Source organism: Streptomyces rhizosphaerihabitans (assembly GCF_025399795.1).
Classification (GTDB): domain Bacteria; phylum Actinomycetota; class Actinomycetes; order Streptomycetales; family Streptomycetaceae; genus Streptomyces; species Streptomyces rhizosphaerihabitans.
In genome coordinates this window covers 164321-185010 of record NZ_JAODTZ010000010.1, presented here as the reverse complement: position 1 = coordinate 185010, position 20690 = coordinate 164321, and the positions used below count along the sequence as shown (strand labels likewise).

The window sequence follows — 20690 nt, the reverse complement described above, 5'->3', positions numbered from 1 at the left end:
CCAGTGCCTTAAAAGGGCCTGGGAGGTACCCCAGAAACAGGAGCCGGCGGATGGATCACAGCGGGCACGGCATGACCATGGATCTGCCGCCGTTCACGCTGGGGCGGGGGCTCGAGTGGTCCGCGGACCCGTTCTTCCTCGTCGCGTGCCTTCTCGGGCTCGGGCTGTACGGCTGGGGAGCCGTGCGGCTCGCTCGGCGCGGCGACACGTGGCCATGGGGCCGTACGGCCTCCTTCGTCGTCGGCGTACTGACCGTACTGCTCATCACCTGCACCCGGCTGAACGACTACGGCATGGTCATGTTCAGCGTGCACATGGTCCAGCACATGGTGATCAGCATGTTGTCGCCGATCCTGATCCTGCTGGGGGCGCCGATCACGCTGGCGCTGCGCGCGCTGCCGGTGGCGGCGAAGCGGGGCAGCAAGGGGCCGCGTGAACTGCTGCTGATGTTCCTGCACAGCCGGTACATGCGGATCATCACCCACCCGGCGTTCACCATCCCGCTGTTCATCGCGAGCCTGTACGCGCTGTACTTCTCCCCCGTCTTCGACTTCCTGATGGGCTCCACCACGGGCCACATCGTGATGATGTGCCACTTCCTCGCCGTCGGCCTGGTCTTCTTCTGGCCGATCATGGGCGTGGACCCGGGCCCGCACCGACCGGGTTATCTGATGCGGATGCTGGAGCTGTTCGCGGGCATGCCGTTCCACGCGTTCTTCGGCATCGCTCTGATGATGGCCTCGCAGCCGATGGTCGAGTCGTACAAGAATCCGTCGGCCTCCCTCGGCATCGACGCGCTCGCCGACCAGACCGCCGCGGGCGGTATCGCCTGGGCGTTCAGCGAGATCCCCTCCGTACTCGTCCTGCTCGCGCTGCTCTTCCAGTGGTACAGCTCCGAGCAGCGGCAGGCCAAGCGCCAGGACCGGGCAGCGGACCGGGACGGCGACAAGGAACTCGAGGCCTACAACGCCTATCTGGCCTCACTCAACGCACGCGGTCACTGAATCGACCACGCCGTTCGCGCTTGCGCGAACGGCGTTTCCATTCAGCGGCATGGAAGCGAAGCCCGGCGTCCGTCCTTCGCACCCTTCGACCGGGACACCGGTCTCGCGGCGATCACTGGAGGAGGCCCCGCCCACGCGGCGGCGGGTCTCCGGGTGTGCCCGGCGCGAGACCGGAGCCGGGCCCTGCCGGGCGCGTACCCGGCGGCGGCGGGCGCCCCCCTGACCTCCGGGGCGGCGACGGCGGGCGCGCGGCCCTGGCGAACCGCCCCCCTCCGGGTGAAAATGGGCTCCAAAGGCCACGGCCCGCGTCGCGGACCCGCCTGGAGGAGGGTGCTGCGATGCCCGGTTCGACGAAGACGATGGGGGTGCTCACCGTGGGAGGGCTCGTCGTGGTGACGGCCTACACGGTGGCTCTGGGCAGCAACGGCTGGCTGTGGTTCGGCTGGGTCGTGCTCGGTCTGATCACTGTGGGGATGGTGGCCTCCCGCAGCACCTGACCTCGGCCCGCCGCCGCGGACGCGCACGCTTCGGGGCACCGCCCGCCGCTCCGGGCACGCACGCTTTCAGGGCACCTTCCGCCGCCGCGGACGCGCGCTCGGGACACCGTCCGCCGCCGCGGCCACGTCTCTCCCCCTGTCCCGGCACATCGGCCGCCCGGGTCACTGTCGGGGGCGCCGTGCCGCCGAGTGCACGCCCGGCTGGTATTTGGGGAGCCGGGCGGTGATCTTCATTCCCGCTCCCACCGCGGTCTCGATGACGAGGCCGTGATCGTCGCCGTACACCTGGCGCAGCCGTTCGTCGACGTTGGAGAGCCCGATACCGCCGGAGGGGCTGACCTCTCCGGACAGGATGCGGCGCAGCCGGTCGGGGTCCATGCCGATGCCGTTGTCCTCGATGACGACGAGCGCCTCGGCGCCCGCGTCCTGTGCCGTGATGCTGATGTGGCTCTTGTCGGTCTTGCCCTCGAGTCCGTGTTTGACGGCGTTCTCCACCAGGGGCTGGAGACAGAGGAAGGGCAACGCGACCGGTAGTACCTCGGGCGCGATCTGCAGGGTGACGGACAGCCGTTCGCCGAAGCGGGCCCGGACGAGTGCCAAGTAGTGGTCGATGGCGTGGAGTTCATCGGCGAGGGTGGTGAAGTCGCCGTGCCTGCGGAACGAGTAGCGGGTGAAGTCGGCGAATTCCAGCAGGAGTTCACGGGCACGCTCCGGGTCGGTGCGCACGAACGAGGCGATCACGGCGAGCGAGTTGAAGATGAAGTGCGGGGATATCTGGGCGCGAAGTGCTTTGATCTCGGCCTCGATCAGCCGCGTTCGGGACTGGTCGAGTTCGGCCAGCTCCAGCTGGACGGAGACCCAGCGCGCGACCTCGCCGGCGGCGCGTACGAGGACCGCGGACTCACGGGGTGCGCAGGCGACGAGCGCTCCGTGCACCCGTTCGTCGACGGTGAGGGGTGCGACGACGGCCCAGCGCAGGGGGCAGTCGGGCTCGTCGCAGGTCAGCCGGAAGGCCTCGCCGCGGCCGGTTTCCAGCGGGCCGCCGAGGCGTTCCGTGATCTCGGTGCGGTGGTGGGCCCCGACGCCGTCCCAGGCGAGGACCGTCTCCTGGTCGGTGAGGCACAGCGCGTCCGTGCCGAGCAGGGTGCGCAGCCGCCGCGCGGACCGGCGGGCCGTCTCCTCGGTGAGTCCGGCGCGCAGCGGGGGCGCGGCCAGCGAGGCGGTGTGCAGGGTCTGGAAGGTGGCGTGCTCGACCGGGGTGCCGAGCCCGCCGAGGTTCTCGGGCCGCGCAGTGCGCCTGCCGAGCCAGAATCCGGCCGCCAGCAGGGGCAGCACGGCCACGCACAGCCCGGCGATGAACCCGCTCACCCGCCCGCCACCCCGCCTGCGGGGCCGCACCCGTGCGACCGTACCGACGGCCACCGAACCGGCAGCACCCCCACCAAGACCCCCTCACCCCGCACCCCGACCATCACCCCACCCGCGAAACCGCACCCGTACGGCCGTACCGGCGACCGCCGCGCCCCCGGCGAAAACCCCTCACCGCGCGCCCCGTCGGCCGAGATCCTCACAGTTCGGACTCCTTCGCGCCCGCTGCCGCGCCCGATGTCCCGCTGACCGCCGCGCGGACCTGGCCGTCCGTGAGTTCCTCCGGGAGGTGGAAGCGGGCGAGGATCGCCGCCGTCCCGGCGGGTACTCGGGTGGCGGTGGCCAGGGACACCAGCACCATGGTCACGAAGCCGAGCGGCACCGACCAGAGTGCCGGCCAGGCGAGCAGCGCGTGCAGGGACCCCGTCGTGCCCGGATAGCCGGCCATGGTCGCGCCGACGGCGACGAGTGCCGCGCCACCGCCGCCGAGCATCCCTGCCGCCGCCCCCGGCGGGGTGAGCCGCCGCCACCAGATGCCGAGCACCAGCAGCGGGCAGAAGGAGGACGCGGACACGGCGAACGCGAGCCCCACCGCGTCGGCGACGGGCAGCCCGCCCACCAGCACGCTCGCGGCGAGCGGCACGGCCATCGCCAGTACGGTGCCGAGCCGGAAGTGCCGTACACCGCGGGAGGGCAGCACGTCCTGGGTGAGCACACCCGCGACGGCCATGGTCAGTCCGGATGCCGTGGACAGGAACGCGGCGAACGCGCCGCCCGCGACGAGCGCTCCGAGGAGGTCCGCGCCGGCTCCGCCGATCATCCGGTCGGGCAGCAGGAGTACGGCGGCGTCCGCGTCGCCGGTGAGGCTGAGTTCGGGGGCGTACATCCGGCCCAGCGCTCCGTAGACGGGCGGGAGGAGGTAGAAGGCGCCGATCAGGCCGAGGACGGCGACGGTGGTGCGGCGGGCGGCGACGCCGTGCGGGCTGGTGTAGAAGCGGACGACGACGTGGGGCAGGCCCATCGTGCCGAGGAAGGTGGCGAGGATCAGTCCGTAGGTGGCATAGAGCGGACGTTCCTCGCGCCCGGCGGCCAGGGAGGTCGACATGGCACTGCTGCTGCCGCGGTCGGCAGCCGGGACCGGGTCGCCCCGGCCGAAGGTCAGCCGGGTGCCGCTCTCGATGTGGTGGGCGCCCTGCGGGAGTCGGACGCGCGCGTCCTCGTACCGGCGGCCGTCGACGGTGCCCGTCGCGGTGACGGTGAGCGGCCGGGACAGCCTCAGGTCGAGCGTGGAGTCGACCTGGACGAGGCGCTGTTCGCGGAAGGTCGGCGGTTCGTCGAAGGCGTCGCGGGGGGCGCCGTGGGACTGCCAGGCGAGGACCAGGAAGACCGCGGGGACGAGCAGGGCGGTGAGCTTGAGCCCGTACTGGAAGGCCTGTACGAAGGTGATGCTGCGCATGCCGCCCGCGGCGACCGTCGCCACCACGACGACGGCGACGAGCACCCCGCCGAACCAGTCGGGTGCGTCGGTCAGTACCGCCAACGTCAGCCCCGCACCCTGGAGTTGAGGCAGCAGATAGAGCCAGCCGACGCCCACGACGAATGCCCCGGCGAGCCGTCTGACGGCCTGGGAGCCGAGCCGCGCCTCCGCGAAGTCGGGCAGCGTGTAGGCGCCGGAGCGGCGCAGCGGTGCCGCGACGAAGAGGAGCAGGACGAGATAGCCGGCGGTGTAACCGACCGGGTACCAGAGCATGTCGGGCCCCTGGACGAGCACCAGTCCCGCGATGCCGAGGAAGGAGGCGGCGGAGAGGTATTCGCCGCTGATCGCGGCCGCGTTGAGCCGGGGTCCGACGGTACGTGAGGCGACGTAGAAGTCGGAGGTGGTCCGGGAGATGCGCAGCCCGAACGCGCCGACCAGGACGGTCGCGACGACGACGAGGGCGACGGCGGGAACTGAGTAGTTCTCGTTCACGGTTCAGCGGTCCTCGACCAGGCGCACGAAGTCCTTCTCGTTGCGCTCCGCCCGCCGTACGTACCAGCGGGCGAGCAGCACCAGCGGCGGGTACAGGCAGAAGCCGAGGACGGCCCATTCCAGGGTGGCGCCGTCCGGCGTCGCGGCGAAGACCAGCGGCAGCGGGCCGACGAGCAGGACCAGAACGGCGAACACGACCAGTGCCACGCGGAGTTGACTGCGCATCAGTGAGCGCACGTAGGTGTGGCCGAGTGTGGTCTGTTCGTCGATCTCGGTTCTCGGCCGGTAGTAGCCGGACGTCTGGGGGTACCGTCCGCGCGAGCGAAGCCGAGTGTGGGGGAGGGTGCGCCGGGGCACTCCGGTGACGACCACGCGGCGTTCGGTGGGGTCCTGCGGCACGCGGCGCTCCTCAGCTCGTGGTCCGGCGCAGCAGCAGATCGCGCAGTTGGCGGGCGTGCCGGCGGCTGACCTGGAGTTCGACCGAGTCGACGAGGACACTCACCGTGCCCGCGTCCAGGCGGAGTTCGCCGATGTGGCGCAGCGCGACGAGGTGGCGCCGGTGGATGCGGACGAAGCCGCGGGGACGCCAGCGTTCTTCGAGGGTGGACAGCGGGATGCGCACCAGGTGGCTGCCCTGCGCGGTGTGCAGCCGGGCGTAGTCGCCGTGGGCCTCGACGTGGGTGATGTCCTCGACGGCCACGAAACGGGTCACCCCGCCGAGTTCGACGGATATGTGGTCGGGGTCGGGCTCGTGGACGGGGATCAGGGGTGTGGTGTCCCGGAGCTGGACGGCCCTCCGTACCGCCTCGGCGAGCCGTTCGCGGCGTACGGGCTTCAGGACGTAGTCCACGGCCTTGAGGTCGAAGGCCTGCACGGCGAAGCCCTCGTGGGCGGTCACGAACACGACGAGCGGCGGCTGCGCGAACCCGCCGAGCAGCCGGGCCAGGTCGAGTCCGTCCAGGCCGGGCATGTGGATGTCGAGGAAGACGACGTCGATCGCCTCGGGTCCGCCGGGTCCGGACTCCAGGGCCCGGTTGATCCTGCGCAGCGCCTCGGTCGCGTCGCTCGCGCCCTCGGCGCTGCCGACCCGGGGATCGGCGTTCAGCAGATACAGGAGTTCCTCGAGGGACGGTTGTTCGTCGTCGACGGCGAGCACGCGCAGCATGACAGTGGAGTGTATGAGCGATCGGCATCGCTGGACATGTGCGGGACATGGCCGTTGTCCCCGGCCGGTCGGCGGTTGCCGCTGGATACAGTGCGGCCATGAACAGCAAGCCCGCGATGTTCGACGAGCTCGACCGCAAGATCGTCACGGCCTTGATGGCCAATGCCAGGACATCCTTCGCGGAGATCGGCGCGGCGATCGGACTGTCCGCGACGGCCGTCAAGCGCCGCGTCGACCGGCTGCGCGAGACGGGCGTGATCACCGGCTTCACGGCCACGGTGAAACCCGCGGCGCTCGGCTGGCGCACGGAGGCGTACGTGGAGGTGTACTGCGAGGGCGCGGCGCCGCCCCGGCGGCTCGCGGAGGTGGTGCGCAACCATCCGGAGATCACCGCGGCGATGACGGTGACCGGGGGCGCGGACGCGCTCCTTCATGTGCGCGCCGTCGACGTGGAGCACTTCGAGGAGGTCCTGGAGCGCATCCGGGTGGAGCCGTTCATCCGGAAGACGATCAGCTACATGGTCCTGTCCCATCTGCTGCCCGAGGCTCCGGAGGCCGGGGCGACCCACGCGGCTCCGCACGACGCAGGAAACGTGCGCTGACCCTGCCGATCACGCAGCAGTCCTGCGTATACGCGCAGCTCTCGTCGCTTGTCGCCCGTATCCCCCGCTTCTTACCGTGGAGGTATCCCACCAGCCGACACCGCAGGAAGCGGAGGAACCTCTTCGTGCCCGACAGCCGTGTGCCGCGCCTCCGGCGCTTTCTCGTCTGCGAACCCAGACACTTCGCCGTGCAGTACGCGATCAACCCCTGGATGCGTCCCGACACCCCCGTGGACGTCGATCTCGCGCGCGACCAGTGGCAGGCGCTGATCAGCGCCTATCGCGCGCACGGTCATACCGTCGACTCCGTCGAACCGGTGGCCGGCCTTCCCGACATGGTCTTCGCCGCGAACTGCGCGCTCGTCCTGGAGGGCCGTGTCTTCGGCTCGTCCTTCCACGCACCCGAGCGCCGCCCCGAGTCCACCGCCTACGAGACCTGGTTCAAGACAGCCGGTTTCGACGTCTACCGGCCCGAAGCGGTGTGCGAGGGCGAGGGCGATCTCGTCCCGACGCGCCGCTATGTCCTCGCCGGTACCGGATTCCGTACCACGCCCGAGGCCCATCGCGAGGTCCAGGAGTTCTTCGGCGTCCCGGTGATCAGCCTTCATCTGGTGGACCCGCACTTCTACCATCTGGACACCGCGCTCTTCGTCCTCGACGACGACAACATCGCGTACTACCCGGAGGCGTTCTCGCCGGGCAGCCGCGAGGTGCTGAGCCGGCTGTTCCCGGACGCGGTGCTCGCGACCCGCGAGGACGCCCTCGCCTTCGGCCTCAACTCCGTCTCCGACGGCCGTCACGTCTTCATCGCGCCGCGCGCCGAGGCACTCGCCGACCAGCTCGTCCGCCACGGCTACGTCCCTGTCCCCGTCGACCTGTCGGAGTTCCACAAGGCAGGCGGCGGCATCAAGTGCTGCACTCAGGAGATCCGTTCATGAACGCTCCCGCCCGTACGACCGCGTCCGCCGACGCCGGTACGCGCAGTTCCGCCGAACTGATCCGAGCCGAGGAACCCGTCCTGGCGCACAACTACCACCCGCTGCCCGTGGTCGTCGCGCACGCCGAGGGCACCTGGGTCGAGGACGTCGAGGGCCGCCGCTACCTCGACATGCTGGCGGGCTACTCGGCCCTGAACTTCGGCCACCGCAACCCGGTGCTGATCGAGGCGGCGCACCGCCAGCTGGACCGGCTCACCCTCACCTCGCGGGCGTTCCACAACGACCGGCTGGCCGGATTCGCCGAGTCGCTGGCCGCGTTGACGGGCCTGGACATGGTCCTGCCGATGAACACGGGCGCCGAGGCGGTGGAGAGCGCCGTCAAGGTGGCCCGTAAATGGGCGTACGAGGTGAAGGGCGTCGAGCCCGGCCGGGCCACCATCGTGGTGGCGGCCGGCAACTTCCACGGCCGTACGACCACGATCGTCAGCTTCTCCACCGACGAGAGCGCCCGCTCCGGCTTCGGACCCTTCACGCCCGGCTTCCGGGTCGTGCCGTACAACGACCTGGCCGCGCTCGAAGCGGCGATCGACGAGACCACGGCCGCCGTCCTCCTCGAACCCATCCAGGGCGAGGCGGGCGTGATCATCCCGGACGACGGCTATCTCGCCGGCGTCCGCGAGCTCACCCGCCGGGCCGGCTGCCTGTTCGTCGCGGACGAGATCCAGTCCGGTCTCGGCCGCACCGGCACCACGCTGGCGGTGGAGCACGAGTCGGTCGTCCCCGACCTGCTGCTGCTCGGCAAGGCGCTCGGCGGCGGCATCGTCCCGGTCTCCGCGGTGGTCGGACGCCGGGACGTGCTGGAGGTGCTGCGTCCGGGTGAGCACGGCTCGACCTTCGGCGGCAATCCGCTGGCCGCGGCGGTCGGCTCGGCGGTCGTCGGCCTGCTGGAGACCGGCGAGTACCAGCGCCGGGCGGCCGAGCTGGGCGTCCTGCTGCGAGACGGGCTGACGGCCCTGGTGGGCCGGGGCGTCGAGGGCTTCCGCTCGCGCGGGCTGTGGGCGGGCGTCGACATCGACCCGTCCATCGGCACGGGCCGCGAGATCAGCCGGGGCCTGATGGACGAGGGAATTCTGGTCAAGGACACGCACGGCTCGACCATCCGGCTGGCGCCGCCGCTCACCATCACGGCCGAGGAACTCAAGTCGGCTCTCGGGTCCCTGGAGAAGGTGCTGACGCAAGGGGTCTGAGCACATCGGTCCGTGGCCGCCGACGCGTCGTCCTGCACCCCGCGCTGTCGGCGCCACGGAACGGCTCCGCCGCCCGTTCGGCGCCGCCGCTCACGACCACGGCCGAAGAACTCCGGTCACCTCTCGGGGCTCGGGAGAAAATCGTGACGCAAGGGGTTCGATACCGGCCAAGTGGCCACAGAGGGTGACACCGCGCTGGTTACGCCCGGCGACGGCCGCGCCTACACTGATCGCTCCCCGGGGGAAACGAGGAGCGCCCCAGTGTTTTATTACGTACTCAAATATGTGCTTCTGGGTCCACTGTTGAGACTGGTCTTCCGGCCTCGGATCGAGGGCCTTGAGCACGTACCGTCGTCGGGCCCGGCCATCGTGGCAGGCAATCACCTGTCCTTCGCGGACCACTTCCTGATGCCGGCGATCCTGAAGCGCCGGATCACCTTCCTCGCGAAGGCCGAGTACTTCACCGGGCCCGGTATCAAGGGGCGGCTGACGGCGGCCTTCTTCCGCAGCATCGGACAGATTCCGGTGGACCGTTCCGGCAAGGAGGCGGGGCAGGCCGCGATCCGCGAGGGGCTCGGCGTGCTGCGCAAGGACGAGTTGCTCGGCATCTACCCCGAAGGCACCCGCTCGCACGACGGACGGCTCTACAAGGGCAAGGTCGGCGTCGCGGTGATGGCCCTGCGGGCCCAGGCCCCGGTCATCCCCTGCGCGATGATCGGCACCTTCGAGGCCCAGCCCCCGGGCAGGAAACTCCCGCGGATCCATCCCGTGGTGATCCGCTTCGGCAAGCCTCTCGACTTCTCGCGCTATGCCGGGATGGAGGGCGAGAAGGCCATCCTGCGCGCCATCACCGACGAGATCATGTACGCCATCCTCACTCTCTCCGAGCAGGAGTACGTCGACCGGTACGCGGCCGTCGTCAAGGCCGAGGAGGCCGCCGAGAAGGCTGAGGCGGGCCGCAAGTTCCCCCGGATGCCGCTGAGTTGACCAAACCGGGAACTCATGCGTACGTCCTGTACGTTTCTTACGTATGAGACGTGCTGTGGTGATCGGAGCGACAGGACAGATCGGGCGCGCTGCCGTGAAAGCGCTCGCGCGGGACGGCTGGGACGTGACGGCCGTGTCACGCGGCGGCGGCCGCGACGACGGCTGGCCCGCCGAGGTGCGCACGGCCGCGCTGGACCGGGACGACGACACCGCACTGGCCACGGTGGTCGGTGACGGCTGCGACGCGCTGGTGGACATCGTGGCGTACGGAGCCGGCCACGCGCGGCAGTTGACGGCGCTCGCCGGCCGGGTCGGCTCGGCGGTCGTCATCTCCAGCGTGTCGGTGTACGAGGACGACAAGGGGCGCGGTTTCGACACCCAGTCCGAGCCGGACGGCTTTCCCGCGTATCCGGTGCCGATCCCGGAGAGCCAACGGACCGTCCCGCCCGGCGAGTCCACGTACAGCACGCGCAAAGTGGCCCTGGAGCGTGAACTCCTCGCGGCGGGCGACCGGTTGCCGACGACGCTGCTGCGGGCGGGCGCCGTCCACGGCCCGCACGGCCGCACCCCCCGCGAGCTGTACGTCGTCAAGCGCAATCTCGACGGCCGCCGCAGGCGGATCCTCGCGTTCGGCGGCGCGAGCCGTTTCCACCCGGTGAGCGTCCACACCCTCGCCGAACTGATCCGCCTGGCCTCCGCGCGACCGGGCTCGCGCGTCCTCAACGCGTGCGACCCCGAGGCGCCGACCGTGGCGGAGATCGCGCGGGCCATCGACGCGGTGATGGGCGCCCGGACGGAGGACGTCCTCGTGGACGGGCCTCCCCCGTCCCCCACGGTGGGCGACACCCCTTGGTCGGTCCCCCAGCCCGTGATCTGCGACATGAGCGCCGCCGAGCGGGAGTTGGGCCATCGCCCCGTGATCCGGTACGCCGACACGCTCCCGGAGACGATCGCCTCGATCGAGCGGCAGCTCGCGGGACGGGACTGGCGTGGGGCGTATCCCGCGATGTCCAAGAACTACGGGGATCTGTTCGACTACGCGGCGGAGGACGCCTGGCTCGCGTCCTGAGGCGGCGATGCGACACGTACGACCGAGGGGGCGGCCGGTCGGACCGGCCGCCCCCTCATGCAGCAAGGACTACGGCTGCGGAGTGGCGTGCGGGGTGCACGTCACATCGGCGGCGTCCGTCTTGCCGGTGAGCAGGTAGGAGTCCACCCGCCCGTTGATGCACGGGTTGACCAGACCTGTCACACCGTGCGAGCCCGCGCCCTGCTCGGTGATCAGGCGGGAGCCCTTGAACCGCTTGTGCAGTTCGACGGCACCGGGGTACGGAGTGGCGGCGTCATTCGTGGACTGCACGATGAGGACGGCCGGCAGACCCTTGCCGGTCTTCACCTCCACCGGGGACTGCTGCTTGACCGGCCAGCTCGCGCACGGCAGGTTCATCCACGCATTCGCCCATGTCATGAACGGATATTGCGTGTTGAGTCGCGTGTTGTCCCTGTCCCACCGGCGCCAGCTGGTGGGCCACTGGGCGTCGGTGCACTCGACGGCCGTGTACACGGCGTTGCTGTTCTCCGAGGAGATGTTGCCCGCCGTGTCGGTCAGGTCAGGGGCCGCGGCGTCGACGAGCGCCTGGGTGTCACCGGCGACGTACTTGCTGAACACCGAGGCGGTAGGCACCCACGAGGAGTCGTAGTACGGGGCGCTCTGGAAGAAGGAGATCAGCTCGGCGGGGCCGACGACGCCACCCAGCGGGCTCTTCTTCGCGGTGGCACGCAGCTTCAGCCACTGGTCCTGCACCTTGGCGCGGGTGTCACCGAGGTGGAAGGCCGCGTCGTTCTTGGCGACCCAGTCCTCCCAGTCCTTCCAGCGGCCCTCGAAGGCGATGTCCTGCTCCAGGTTGGCCTGGTACCAGATGTTCTCGCGCGAGGGGTTGACGACGCTGTCGACGACCATACGGCGCACATGCCCCGGGAAGAGCGTGCCGTAGACGGCGCCGAGGTACGTTCCGTACGAGACGCCCAGGTAGTTGAGCTTCTTCTCGCCGAGCCCGGCCCGGATGACATCGAGGTCGCGTGCCGTGTTGGGCGTGGTCATCTGCTCCAGCACGGCCTTGCCGCTGCGCTCGGCACAGCCGTCCGCGTACTCCGCGGCGAGCTTGCGCTGGACGCGCTTGTCCGCCTCGGAGTCCGGGACCGGGTCGGCCTTGGGCGCCTTGACGAACTCCTGCGGGTCAATGCAGGAGATGGGCGCCGAGTGGCCGACACCGCGCGGGTCGAAGCCCACGAAGTCGTACGCCTTCGAGGTGTTCACCCACAGGGGGCTCTTGGTGGTGACACGGCGCGGGAAGCGCATGCCCGAGGCGCCGGGGCCGCCCGGGTTGTAGACGAGCGCGCCCTGGCGCTCCTCCTTCGTGCCGGTGTTCCCGATGCGGTCCACGGCCAGCTTGATCTGCTTGCCGTAGGGGTGGGCGTAGTCCAGCGGCACGCTGACCCAGCCGCACTGGATCGGCTTCTCGAAGCCCCAGTCCGCGGGGCAGTCCTGCCAGTCGATCCCGGCCTTGGCGGCCCGTTCGGCGGCGATGGCCGCTCCGCGCTGCTCGCGGCTCTGCCCGTAACTCCGGCCGTGCCGCGAGTCGGCGGTGGCCGACGGGGCCGCGACGGCTCCGGCTATCAGGGTCGCGGTGACGAGCGCTCCGGCCGAACCGAGCGCTGCCACCCGATTCGTCGGTCTCTTGGACCTCAAGTGTGACCTCCCCGTACATCGTTGCGATGGATACGGGGATCCTTTCTGCTGTGAGGTACCTGGCAACAGACGTGACCGGTGTTCTTTACCAATCCGATAGCCGGTATGCCGTGTTCCGTTGAGCGGTGAATGTGGCGCGAACCTGCCCTCTGTCGAAGACAATTGACGTTACGTGAGGTCGCGGAGAGCCTCGTCCAGCACTCGCCGAAGCAGCAGCGCGTCGGGGGCGAGCACCGTCACGAGCACGGCAGGCCCGGCGAGCGGGGTGAGCGCGGCGTACTCGCCCAGCAGGCGTGCCGCCGGCATCTCCTTCTCGAACTCCGGTCGTACGACGACAAGTTGCCCGAGCGCCCGATGCCCCGCAAGGACAGCGGGCCCGTCCCAGCCGCCGGGAGCACCGGGACCGCACGCCAACTCCTGGTCGAGCAGGGTCCGTCCGTCCCGTCGCACGGTGAGACGGCTGGTGAGCCGTCCGGGTTGCTCACCGACACGGCCGAGCACCTGCTCCTCCCGGAAGACGAGACGTGCGTCGCCCCGAAGGCCGACGCACGAGGAGACGAACAGTTCACTGCCGCCGGCAGAGATCAACTGCTCCGGCAGCCAGGCCAGTTCACCTCCATCGGCAACGTCGAGGCGCACGTCGTAGCGGGCCTCGCCCTTGGCCTGTCCGGGCAGGGCGATGGTGGCGGCGGCCGAGCCGACCCGCAGCCGCGCGCCCGGACCGACCCGGGTCTCGACGGCGAGGTGATCGCCGCCGAGCGGTCCGCTCATCGCCCCCACCAGCATCACGCGCGCCTCGGACCCGCTGCTCCGGATCCGGCGCAGGGCGAGCGGCCCCTCCCCGTCCAGCACCGGCAGCGAGGTCCCGCCCCGGCCGTCGTCCCTGGCCTCGATCCGCGCGGTGGCGCGCACTCCCGCCGTCGTCATGCCGTCCACGCCGCGAGCCGTTCGCGCACCCAGGCGGCGACCTCCGTGACGCCGCTCTCGGTCCTGAGCGACTGGAAGACCACGGGCAGTTCGGCCCGCTGCGCCTTGGCGTCGGTCGCCATCCGTCCCAGGTCGGAGCCGACGTACGGCGCCAGGTCGGTCTTGTTCACGACGAGCAGGTCGGCCGTCGTGACACCGGGGCCGCCCTTGCGCGGGATGTCGTCCCCGCCCGCGACGTCGATCACGAAGATCTGCGCGTCGACCAGCCCCTTGGAGAAGGTCGCGGTGAGGTTGTCGCCGCCCGACTCCACGAGGATCAGGTCCAGCGGCCCGATCTCGTCCTCCAGGTCCTCGACCGCTTCGAGGTTCGCGGAGATGTCGTCCCGGATCGCGGTGTGCGGGCAGGCGCCCGTCTCGACGGCGGTGATCCGTTCGGGCGGCAGCACCGCTTCCCGGAGCAGGAATTCGGCGTCCTCCCGGGTGTAGATGTCGTTGGTGACGACGGCGAGGGAGAGCTCGTCGCGCAGCGCCCGGCAGAGCGCGGCGACGGTGGCTGTCTTCCCGGAACCGACGGGTCCGCCGAGCCCTATGCGCAGGGCGCGGCGCGTGCCGTCGGGCCGGTGGGCATCGGCGCTGATCGCGGACGGCCCGTCGTGAGTGTGATCGAGGTGCATGGTTCGGCTCCAGCTTCGTTCGGTACGCGCCGGCCCCGAGGCGGCCCGTCCGCCGTTCACGGACCAGGCCTTTCGGGGCAGGCGGCAGGGGTTGGGGGCGGCTGCCCCGGAGGCCATGGATCCCCCGACGGATCGAGCGGGCCCGACACCTCCGGGAACGGTGAGGCAAATGGAGTGACCACGTCCGACGCGGCCACCCCACGGGCTTGCTGTGATGCGGAGTCCCGCGGACTCCGCGGGCAAAGGTCCACGGAACCTCCGCGACGCGTGGGTCCGTGGAGTCTCCGCGACGCGTGGGTCCGTGGACTCCTCGCAACGCGAAGGGCCCGCGGATTCCCCGCGACGCGAGGGAGCATGGACTTCCCACGGCACGGAGGCCGAAGACTCCCCACCACGCAGGAATCCGTGGACTCCCCACCACGCAGGAATCCGCGGACTCCCCACCACGCAGGAATCCGCGGACTCCCCACCACGCAGGGGTCCGTGGACTCCCCGCGAAGGCCGAAGACTCCCTGGGACGCGAAGTCCCGCGGGACCTCCACGCCGCGGAAACCTGTGGACAACCCTGCGCCGTGAAGTCCCACAGACTCCCAGCGCCGTGAAGTCCCGCAGACTGCCAGCAGTCCGAGAGGTCCGAGGTTCCCTGCGGTCTGCGAGCCCGCGGGCTCCCGGCGGTCCGAGAGCCCGCGGCGTCTACGACGCGAAGAGACGTACCGGCCAGGCCGCATGCGCCTCCGCGCTGATCTCCAGCAGCGGCGCCGACGCGGCAGGGAGAGCCTCGACCCCGTCGTCGAGGACCCGCCGCGCCGCACTCGCCGCCGCGTGGGCGACGACATCCAGCTCCGGCGCGAGCCGGGCCAGCGCGGCCGTCGCGTCGAACGGATCAAGACTCAGCAACCTCACCGTCGCCGACGCCGGCCCACTGACGCACTCGTACACGGAGCAGTACGCGGCGCCCTCGGGCCCCAGCCCGGCAGCCCGCGCCGCCACACCCAGCACCACTGGCTGATGGGCACCCTTGGGGAACTCCCTGGCCAGCGCGTCGAGTTCGGCGGAGGGCCAGGTCGCCCTGGCCGCCCGCACGAGCTGCCGTCCCAGCCGACGCGCGGCGACCCGCAGCGCGAGGGAGGGCGTGCGCGCGTCGGCGGCCGCGTCCAGGGCCGACGGATCGACCCCGAGCGCGCCCGCCGCGGCCAGCGCGGCCGAGACAAGTCCCGTCGTGTGCAGCCGGCCCCTGCAGAAGTCCTCCAGCGTCGCCGCTCCGGTGATCCGCCCGGCCTTGACGGCAGCCTCGGCGCCGCCGGAGTGCGCGTGCCCTCCGGCGGGAAAGCGGCCGTCGGCCAGGACGAGAAGTGCTGCCCGGGACATCAGAAGAGGAAGTAACGCTGGGCCATGGGCAGTTCGGCGGCCGGAGTCGCCTCGACGAGCTCCCCGTCGATGTGCACGGCGAAACTGTCGGGGTCGATCCGTACCTCGGGCCGTGCGTCGTTCTCCCGCATGTCGGCCTTGGTCACCGCCCGGGTCGACTCGATGGCGACGAACCGCTTGCCGAGCGAGAGCCGTTCCGGCAGCCCGTCCTCGATGGCCAGCGGTGCCACGAAGTTGAACGAGTTGGCGGCCGGGGCCCGCCCGATCGCCCCGAACATCGGCCGGGGCAGGACGGGTTGGGGTGTCGGAATGGAGGCGTTGGCGTCGCCCATCTGCGCGTACGCGATCATTCCGCCCTTGATGACCAGGTGCGGCTTGACCCCGAAGAACGCGGGCTCCCACAGCACCAGGTCCGCGAGCTTGCCGGTCTCCACGGAGCCGATCTCGCGGGCGAGCCCTTGCGCCAGCGCCGGGTTGATCGTGTATTTGGCGACATAGCGACGTACACGGTGGTTGTCCGCGCGGCCGTCACCCGGCAGCGCGCCCCGGCGCCGCTTCATCACATGGGCCGTCTGCCAGGTCCGCATGATGACCTCGCCGACACGGCCCATGGCCTGGGAGTCGGAGGAGATGATCGAGATGGCGCCGAGGTCGTGGAGTATGTCCTCGGCCCCGATGGTCGAGGGCCGGATACGGGACTCGGCGAAGGCCAGGTCCTCCGGCACCGCCGGGTTCAGGTGGTGGCAGACCATCAGCATGTCGAGGTGTTCCTCGGCGGTGTTGACGGTGTAGGGCCGGGTCGGGTTGGTGGAGCTGGGCAGCACGTACGGCTCGGAGACCACGGACATGATGTCCGGCGCGTGCCCGCCGCCCGCACCCTCCGTGTGGTACGCGTGGATGCCTCGTCCGGCGATGGCGGCGAGGGTGTCGGCGACGAACCCGGCCTCGTTGAGCGTGTCGGTGTGGATGGCGACCTGGATGCCGGTGCGGTCGGCGACGGTGAGCGCGGCGTCGATCGCGGCGGGCGTGGAGCCCCAGTCCTCGTGGATCTTCAGGCCGAGCGCGCCGCCCCGGATCTGCGACAGCATCGCGTCGTGCGAGACGGTGTTGCCCTTGCCGAGCAGACCGAAGTTGAGCGGGTACCCCTCCATCGCCTCCAGCATCCGGGCCAGATGCCAGGGACCGGGCGTGACGGTGGTCGCCTTGGAGCCCTCGGCGGGGCCCGTGCCACCGCCGACGAGCGTCGTGATGCCGGAGGCGAGCGCCTCGTCGGCGATCTGCGGGCAGATCAGATGGACGTGCGCGTCGATGGCACCCGCGGTCATGATCCGCCCGTTGCCCGCGATGATCTCGGTCTCGGGGCCGATCACCAGGTCGGGATGGACACCGTCCATGGTGTCCGGGTTGCCGGCCTTTCCGATGCCGGAGATCCGGCCGTCGCGGATGCCGACGTCGGCCTTGACGATCCCCCAGTGGTCGATGATCACGACGCCGGTGACGACCGTGTCCGGGGTGCCGTCTGCGCGCGTAGCGCGCGCCTGGCCCATGGATTCGCGGATGACCTTGCCTCCGCCGAACACCGCCTCGTCGCCGGCGAGGCCGGGCCCGCCGGAACGGTCCTCCTCGATCTCGATCAGCAGGTCGGTGTCCGCGAGGCGGATACGGTCGCCGGTCGTCGGACCGAACAGGTCGGCGTACGCGCCGCGCGAGATCTCAGGCATCGAGGGGACCTCCGGTCTCACCGCGCAGTCCGGGCACCACGCGGGCGCCGGCGAGCGGGACGAGTTCGACGTCGACGGGGATGCCGGGCTCGAAGCGCACGGCGGTGCCTGCGGCGACGTTGAGCCGCTTGCCGCGCGCGGCGCCGCGGTCGAAGTCCAGACCGGGGTTGGCCTCGGCGAAGTGGTAGTGGGAGCCGACCTGGACGGGGCGGTCGGCGGCGTTGAGGACGGTCAGCCGGGTGACCTCACGGCCCTCGTTGAAGACGACGGGCTCCTCGGCGAAGAGGATCTCTCCGGGAATCATGGCGCTCGCTCCCCCGTCAGACGATCGGGTCGTGGACGGTGACGAGCTTGGTGCCGTCCGGGAAGGTCGCCTCGACCTGGACGTCGTGGATCATCTCGGGGATGCCCGTCATGACGTCGTCCCGGGTGAGGATCTTGCGCCCGGAGGACATCAGTTCGGCGACGGTACGGCCGTCACGGGCGCCTTCGAGGATATGCGACGTGATCAGGGCGACGGCCTCGGGGTGGTTCAGTTTCAGTCCGCGGGCCCGGCGCTTCTCGGCGACATCGGCTGCCACATGGATCAGCAGCTTCTCCTGCTCGTGCGGGGTCAGTTGCACGGCGTCCCACCTCACATCCTCGCTCCGGACCGTGCGGGGCCCGGTGGCCGCAGCCACCAAAACCCCTGGTGGCGTGGATGGGCACGCTAGTTGGCCGGAGTTTCGAGGACGTTAACCAGCCCGTGATCGCTCCAGGGCCGGGCGGAAGGGCTCCGTCGGGCCCGCGAGGCCGCCCCGCTTCCCCGGTTTCATGCCGTCGGGCCGCACCGGTACCCGGGGAGGCCGCGACCCTGTCGGCGACCGGACCGTATACGGCATACCGCTCGGCCGCGGGGGTGGTCCCGGAGCGCGGTCGTTGCCGCAGCCGTTGTCCCGCGCCGGTGACCAGGGCCGGTGACCAGGGCCTGTCCGACCAGAGAAGCCCTAGGAGGCGCTGGGCCCCCGGTGTTCCGCGGCGATGCCGAACCGCTGGCGTTCGCGGGGCACGGACGCCACCTCGCGGACGCTGGACAGAGCGCTGATCACCTGATCGTCCGCGGGCTCCTGGAGTTCTTCGAGGCGCTCCAGGTCGGCGGCGGAGACCAGGGCGACGAGGGGCTTCCCGTGCCGCGTCACGACGACGCGCTCGCCGCCGTACACGACGCGGTTGATCAGTTCGGCGAGCTCAGCTCTGGCTTGCGTCACCGGAATCTCGTAGGCCATGACGTCCAGCTTAGACCGGGCCTCCCGCACTCCGCGGGGCATGAGATCCCGCCCGAGGGCGGCGCGCAGGGCCTGTCGACCGGCTCTCGGTCCCGGGGTGCCGCCGTTTCGCTCTCAGCATGGCCCTCTTCCACAGGGACGTACGTCCTGTACATTTTTTACAGACGTCGACCCGAGGAGGCGCGCCATGGACAGCCCGTCCGCCCGCTATGTCCTGCCCGAATTCACCGAACGGACCAGCACGGGGCACCGGACGCTGGATCCGTACTCGAAGCTGCTCAGTGAGCGGATCGTGTTCCTCGGGACGCCGATCGACGACACCTCGGCGAACGACGTGATGGCGCAGTTCATGTACCTCGAACACGAGGCGCCCGAGCAGGACATCTCGCTCTACATCAACTCTCCGGGCGGCTCCTTCAGCGCGATGACCGCGATCTACGACACGATGCAGTTCGTCACCTGCGACGTGGAGACGATCTGCCTCGGCCAGGCGGCATCGGCAGCGGCCGTCCTGCTGGCCGGCGGCACCCCGGGCAAGCGGCTCGCCCTGCCGGGAGCGCGCGTCCTCCTCCACCAGCCGTCGGTCCCGGAGCCGATCCAGGGGCAGACGAGCGATCTGGTCATCCAGGCAGAGGAGTTGCTGCGCACCCGCGAGATCCTCGAGGAAATGCTCGTACGGCACACGGGACAGAGCCCGGAGCAGGTCGCCGCGGACATCGAGCGGGACAAGGTCTTCGACACTCCGGCGGCGCTGGCCTACGGACTGATCGACCGGATCGTCCCGAGCCGCAGGGCCTCGTTCGAGACGCACGGCGCGAGGTGAGCGGCCGATGATCCCGGACCTTCCACCGCTGCCCGCGCTGACCCGCGCCGAAGCCGAGCTGATCGACCGCTACCTCGACGTGGTCGACCTGGTCGGCCGTATCAACCCGTCCCGTCCCGGGGACACCTATCGCGGCCTGAGGGCGGCTCAGGCTCTGGTCGGCAAAGCGGCGGCCCTGCGGGACGCCCTCACCCTGATGCACCAGCGGGGCGAGAGCGAGGTGCACGCCCCGACCCTGGCTCAGGCGCTGCGGGTTCTCGACGGCGAGCGGCGGGCTGCCCGGGTCACCGTGCCGCCCGAGTCCGGCAGTTGACGCACCCACACCTCGGAGCCGGTACGTGCCGCCGCTCCGTGGTGTCCGGTCCGGGACTCAAACGCACCGGATGGTGTACCCCCCGATGGCGTAGTGAACGATCCTTTCTGCGACCCCTCCAAGTTGCGCAACACGCCGATCAGAAAGGCGGGATGAAGCCCTTAGCCGCAGGTGCGGGCCTCGTCGATGTCTCCAACACCCCCTCGAACAGAGGGGTGTCCACCCGAACGGGTGAGTGGTGAGTAACCCCACAAAAAGCCCGTTCCGCTCGGCATTTCCGACACTCATGAGTGAAGATCCCTTCCGACGACAAGCCCCCGCCACAGCGGCGGGGCGGTCCGGGCGGACGCCGAGTCCTGCCGCCACCCGGATGACCGGTCGACAGATGTGCATCGGCAGGAGTGGAGGACCCAGCACGACGGGTCGCCGGAGCAATCCGGGCGGTCCTTGGGGTGAAGCCGCAGCTGCGGCCGGGCAACTTCGCCAGCCCGAATCCGACAGGTCATCCTTCACAGGCGGCTGACGAAGGGTTGCGCATGACTGCGCTCAATCGTGTCCCGTCGCTGTGGACCCGGGCCGGTACGGCCTCGGCGCTCACTCTTGCCGCCGTGGGCAGCAGCCTCGTGGTCCCCGGCGTCGCACCCGACGCCGAGGCGGCCACACTCGCGACGAGGGCACTCCAGGTCGCGGCGTCGAAGCACGGCTCCCCGTACCAGTGGGGCGCCGCGGGACCGCACCGCTTCGACTGCTCCGGGCTCACGCTCTACTCGTACAAGAAGGCGGGCAAGAAGCTGCCTCGTACGGCCGCGGCACAGTACAACAAGACGCACCATGTCTCGGCCTCGCACCGCAAGGCCGGTGACCTCGTGTTCTTCCACTCGGGCCGGAACGTGTACCACGTCGGCATCTACGCCGGGAAGGGAAAGATCTGGCACTCCCCGAAGACCGGGGAAGTGGTGAAGCTCCAGAAGATCTGGACGAGAAGCGTCTGGTACGGCAGGGTCGGCTGACCCTGTGCCCCGGGGGCGTCGGCACACGTGTGCCGACGCCCCCGGGGCACACAGCATGTGAAG

The 20690-nt window shown here is 70.6% G+C and carries 22 protein-coding genes and 1 riboswitch; of the genes, 10 read left to right on the top strand and 12 right to left on the bottom strand.

The genetic code is table 11. The features are described from left to right. Window positions 1-50 precede the first annotated feature (50 nt). Together N4G66_RS13240 and N4G66_RS13235 are read left to right on the top strand one after the other, a co-directional pair. Window positions 51-1004, top strand: a complete 954-nt coding sequence (locus N4G66_RS13240; protein ID WP_261704252.1) for a cytochrome c oxidase assembly protein — start codon at window positions 51-53, stop codon at window positions 1002-1004. Window positions 1005-1342: 338 nt separating this feature from the next. Continuing rightward, window positions 1343-1501 carry a hypothetical protein gene (locus N4G66_RS13235; RefSeq protein ID WP_261704251.1) on the top strand — a complete coding sequence of 53 codons (159 nt, stop codon included), beginning with the start codon at window positions 1343-1345 and terminating at the stop codon, window positions 1499-1501. Window positions 1502-1663: 162 nt separating this feature from the next. On the opposite strand, the gene N4G66_RS13230 is transcribed toward N4G66_RS13235, so the two are convergent. From N4G66_RS13230 to N4G66_RS13215, 4 genes are all read right to left on the bottom strand, one after another. Beyond that, window positions 1664-2869: a sensor histidine kinase gene (locus tag N4G66_RS13230; RefSeq protein ID WP_261704250.1), complete on the bottom strand. Its 1206-nt coding sequence runs from the start codon at window positions 2867-2869 to the stop codon at window positions 1664-1666. A 199-nt stretch (window positions 2870-3068) separates the two neighbouring features. Further along, window positions 3069-4838 carry a sodium/solute symporter gene (locus tag N4G66_RS13225; RefSeq protein ID WP_261704249.1) on the bottom strand — a complete coding sequence of 590 codons (1770 nt, stop codon included), beginning with the start codon at window positions 4836-4838 and terminating at the stop codon, window positions 3069-3071. 3 nt (window positions 4839-4841) lie between these two features. After that, entirely contained in the window at window positions 4842-5237 is a 396-nt protein-coding gene (locus tag N4G66_RS13220; protein WP_261704248.1) for a hypothetical protein, read from the bottom strand. A gap of 10 nt (window positions 5238-5247) precedes the next feature. Further along, the gene (locus N4G66_RS13215; protein ID WP_261704247.1) at window positions 5248-6003 is read right to left on the bottom strand and encodes a LytR/AlgR family response regulator transcription factor; all 756 of its coding nucleotides are present in this window, start codon (window positions 6001-6003) and stop codon (window positions 5248-5250) included. Window positions 6004-6101: 98 nt separating this feature from the next. Between N4G66_RS13215 and N4G66_RS13210 the strand changes: the two genes are divergently transcribed. From N4G66_RS13210 to N4G66_RS13190, 5 genes are all read left to right on the top strand, one after another. Beyond that, a complete protein-coding gene (locus N4G66_RS13210) occupies window positions 6102-6605 on the top strand; it encodes an Lrp/AsnC family transcriptional regulator (protein WP_261704246.1) in 504 nt (167 codons plus the stop codon). Window positions 6606-6730: 125 nt separating this feature from the next. Continuing rightward, window positions 6731-7543 (top strand): dimethylargininase, encoded by an 813-nt coding sequence (ddaH, locus tag N4G66_RS13205; protein ID WP_261704245.1) that lies wholly within the window; start codon window positions 6731-6733, stop codon window positions 7541-7543. Further along, window positions 7540-8790, top strand: coding sequence for an ornithine--oxo-acid transaminase (gene rocD / locus N4G66_RS13200; protein WP_261704244.1), 1251 nt, complete (start codon window positions 7540-7542; stop codon window positions 8788-8790). Before ddaH ends, rocD begins: the two co-directional genes overlap by 4 nt. Before the next feature lie 261 nt (window positions 8791-9051). Next, entirely contained in the window at window positions 9052-9777 is a 726-nt protein-coding gene (locus tag N4G66_RS13195) for a lysophospholipid acyltransferase family protein (RefSeq protein ID WP_261704243.1), read from the top strand. Window positions 9778-9832: 55 nt separating this feature from the next. Further along, window positions 9833-10846 carry an NAD-dependent epimerase/dehydratase family protein gene (locus tag N4G66_RS13190; protein WP_261704299.1) on the top strand — a complete coding sequence of 338 codons (1014 nt, stop codon included), beginning with the start codon at window positions 9833-9835 and terminating at the stop codon, window positions 10844-10846. A 69-nt stretch (window positions 10847-10915) separates the two neighbouring features. Here N4G66_RS13190 and N4G66_RS13185 read toward each other — a convergent pair whose 3' ends face one another. The 8 genes from N4G66_RS13185 to N4G66_RS13150 form a co-directional block, all read right to left on the bottom strand. Then, window positions 10916-12526 (bottom strand): alpha/beta hydrolase, encoded by a 1611-nt coding sequence (locus tag N4G66_RS13185; protein WP_261704242.1) that lies wholly within the window; start codon window positions 12524-12526, stop codon window positions 10916-10918. 168 nt (window positions 12527-12694) lie between these two features. Further along, a complete protein-coding gene (locus tag N4G66_RS13180) occupies window positions 12695-13453 on the bottom strand; it encodes an urease accessory protein UreD (RefSeq protein WP_261704298.1) in 759 nt (252 codons plus the stop codon). Further along, the gene (gene ureG, locus N4G66_RS13175) at window positions 13450-14127 is read right to left on the bottom strand and encodes an urease accessory protein UreG (protein ID WP_261704241.1); all 678 of its coding nucleotides are present in this window, start codon (window positions 14125-14127) and stop codon (window positions 13450-13452) included. Before ureG ends, N4G66_RS13180 begins: the two co-directional genes overlap by 4 nt. Window positions 14128-14820: 693 nt before the next feature. Beyond that, complete coding sequence (locus N4G66_RS13170) at window positions 14821-15495, bottom strand: urease accessory protein UreF (RefSeq protein WP_261704240.1); 675 nt, start codon at window positions 15493-15495, stop codon at window positions 14821-14823. Further along, window positions 15495-17216, bottom strand: a complete 1722-nt coding sequence (locus N4G66_RS13165) for an urease subunit alpha (protein ID WP_261704239.1) — start codon at window positions 17214-17216, stop codon at window positions 15495-15497. The genes N4G66_RS13170 and N4G66_RS13165 overlap by 1 nt, the downstream gene beginning before the upstream one ends. Next, window positions 17209-17520, bottom strand: a complete 312-nt coding sequence (locus tag N4G66_RS13160; protein ID WP_261704238.1) for an urease subunit beta — start codon at window positions 17518-17520, stop codon at window positions 17209-17211. Before N4G66_RS13160 ends, N4G66_RS13165 begins: the two co-directional genes overlap by 8 nt. Before the next feature lie 16 nt (window positions 17521-17536). After that, complete coding sequence (locus N4G66_RS13155) at window positions 17537-17839, bottom strand: urease subunit gamma (RefSeq protein ID WP_261704237.1); 303 nt, start codon at window positions 17837-17839, stop codon at window positions 17537-17539. A 363-nt stretch (window positions 17840-18202) separates the two neighbouring features. Beyond that, entirely contained in the window at window positions 18203-18481 is a 279-nt protein-coding gene (locus tag N4G66_RS13150; protein WP_261704236.1) for a type II toxin-antitoxin system Phd/YefM family antitoxin, read from the bottom strand. 187 nt (window positions 18482-18668) lie between these two features. Between N4G66_RS13150 and N4G66_RS13145 the strand changes: the two genes are divergently transcribed. The 3 genes from N4G66_RS13145 to N4G66_RS13135 all read left to right on the top strand — a co-directional run bounded on the left by N4G66_RS13145 (window position 18669) and on the right by N4G66_RS13135 (window position 20627). Next, window positions 18669-19304, top strand: a complete 636-nt coding sequence (locus N4G66_RS13145) for an ATP-dependent Clp protease proteolytic subunit (protein ID WP_261704235.1) — start codon at window positions 18669-18671, stop codon at window positions 19302-19304. Between the two features lie 7 nt (window positions 19305-19311). Beyond that, window positions 19312-19617: a hypothetical protein gene (locus tag N4G66_RS13140; RefSeq protein ID WP_261704234.1), complete on the top strand. Its 306-nt coding sequence runs from the start codon at window positions 19312-19314 to the stop codon at window positions 19615-19617. A gap of 369 nt (window positions 19618-19986) precedes the next feature. Next, window positions 19987-20150, top strand: a riboswitch (cyclic di-AMP (ydaO/yuaA leader). A 3-nt stretch (window positions 20151-20153) separates the two neighbouring features. Further along, the gene (locus N4G66_RS13135; RefSeq protein ID WP_261704233.1) at window positions 20154-20627 is read left to right on the top strand and encodes a C40 family peptidase; all 474 of its coding nucleotides are present in this window, start codon (window positions 20154-20156) and stop codon (window positions 20625-20627) included. Window positions 20628-20690: the final 63 nt, after the last annotated feature.

Bases quoted from the DNA above. Each gene is read 5' to 3' on its own strand.
- N4G66_RS13240 (WP_261704252.1), top strand. From the start codon at position 51: ATGGATCACAGCGGGCACGGCATGACCATGGATCTGCCGCCGTTCACG.
- N4G66_RS13235 (WP_261704251.1), top strand. From the start codon at position 1,343: ATGCCCGGTTCGACGAAGACGATGGGGGTGCTCACCGTGGGAGGGCTC.
- N4G66_RS13215 (WP_261704247.1), bottom strand. From the start codon at position 6,003: ATGCTGCGCGTGCTCGCCGTCGACGACGAACAACCGTCCCTCGAGGAA.
- N4G66_RS13210 (WP_261704246.1), top strand. From the start codon at position 6,102: ATGAACAGCAAGCCCGCGATGTTCGACGAGCTCGACCGCAAGATCGTC.
- rocD (WP_261704244.1), top strand. From the start codon at position 7,540: ATGAACGCTCCCGCCCGTACGACCGCGTCCGCCGACGCCGGTACGCGC.
- N4G66_RS13180 (WP_261704298.1), bottom strand. From the start codon at position 13,453: ATGACGACGGCGGGAGTGCGCGCCACCGCGCGGATCGAGGCCAGGGAC.
- ureG (WP_261704241.1), bottom strand. From the start codon at position 14,127: ATGCACCTCGATCACACTCACGACGGGCCGTCCGCGATCAGCGCCGAT.
- N4G66_RS13170 (WP_261704240.1), bottom strand. From the start codon at position 15,495: ATGTCCCGGGCAGCACTTCTCGTCCTGGCCGACGGCCGCTTTCCCGCC.
- N4G66_RS13165 (WP_261704239.1), bottom strand. From the start codon at position 17,216: ATGCCTGAGATCTCGCGCGGCGCGTACGCCGACCTGTTCGGTCCGACG.
- N4G66_RS13160 (WP_261704238.1), bottom strand. From the start codon at position 17,520: ATGATTCCCGGAGAGATCCTCTTCGCCGAGGAGCCCGTCGTCTTCAAC.
- N4G66_RS13150 (WP_261704236.1), bottom strand. From the start codon at position 18,481: ATGGCCTACGAGATTCCGGTGACGCAAGCCAGAGCTGAGCTCGCCGAA.
- N4G66_RS13145 (WP_261704235.1), top strand. From the start codon at position 18,669: ATGGACAGCCCGTCCGCCCGCTATGTCCTGCCCGAATTCACCGAACGG.
- N4G66_RS13140 (WP_261704234.1), top strand. From the start codon at position 19,312: ATGATCCCGGACCTTCCACCGCTGCCCGCGCTGACCCGCGCCGAAGCC.
- N4G66_RS13135 (WP_261704233.1), top strand. From the start codon at position 20,154: ATGACTGCGCTCAATCGTGTCCCGTCGCTGTGGACCCGGGCCGGTACG.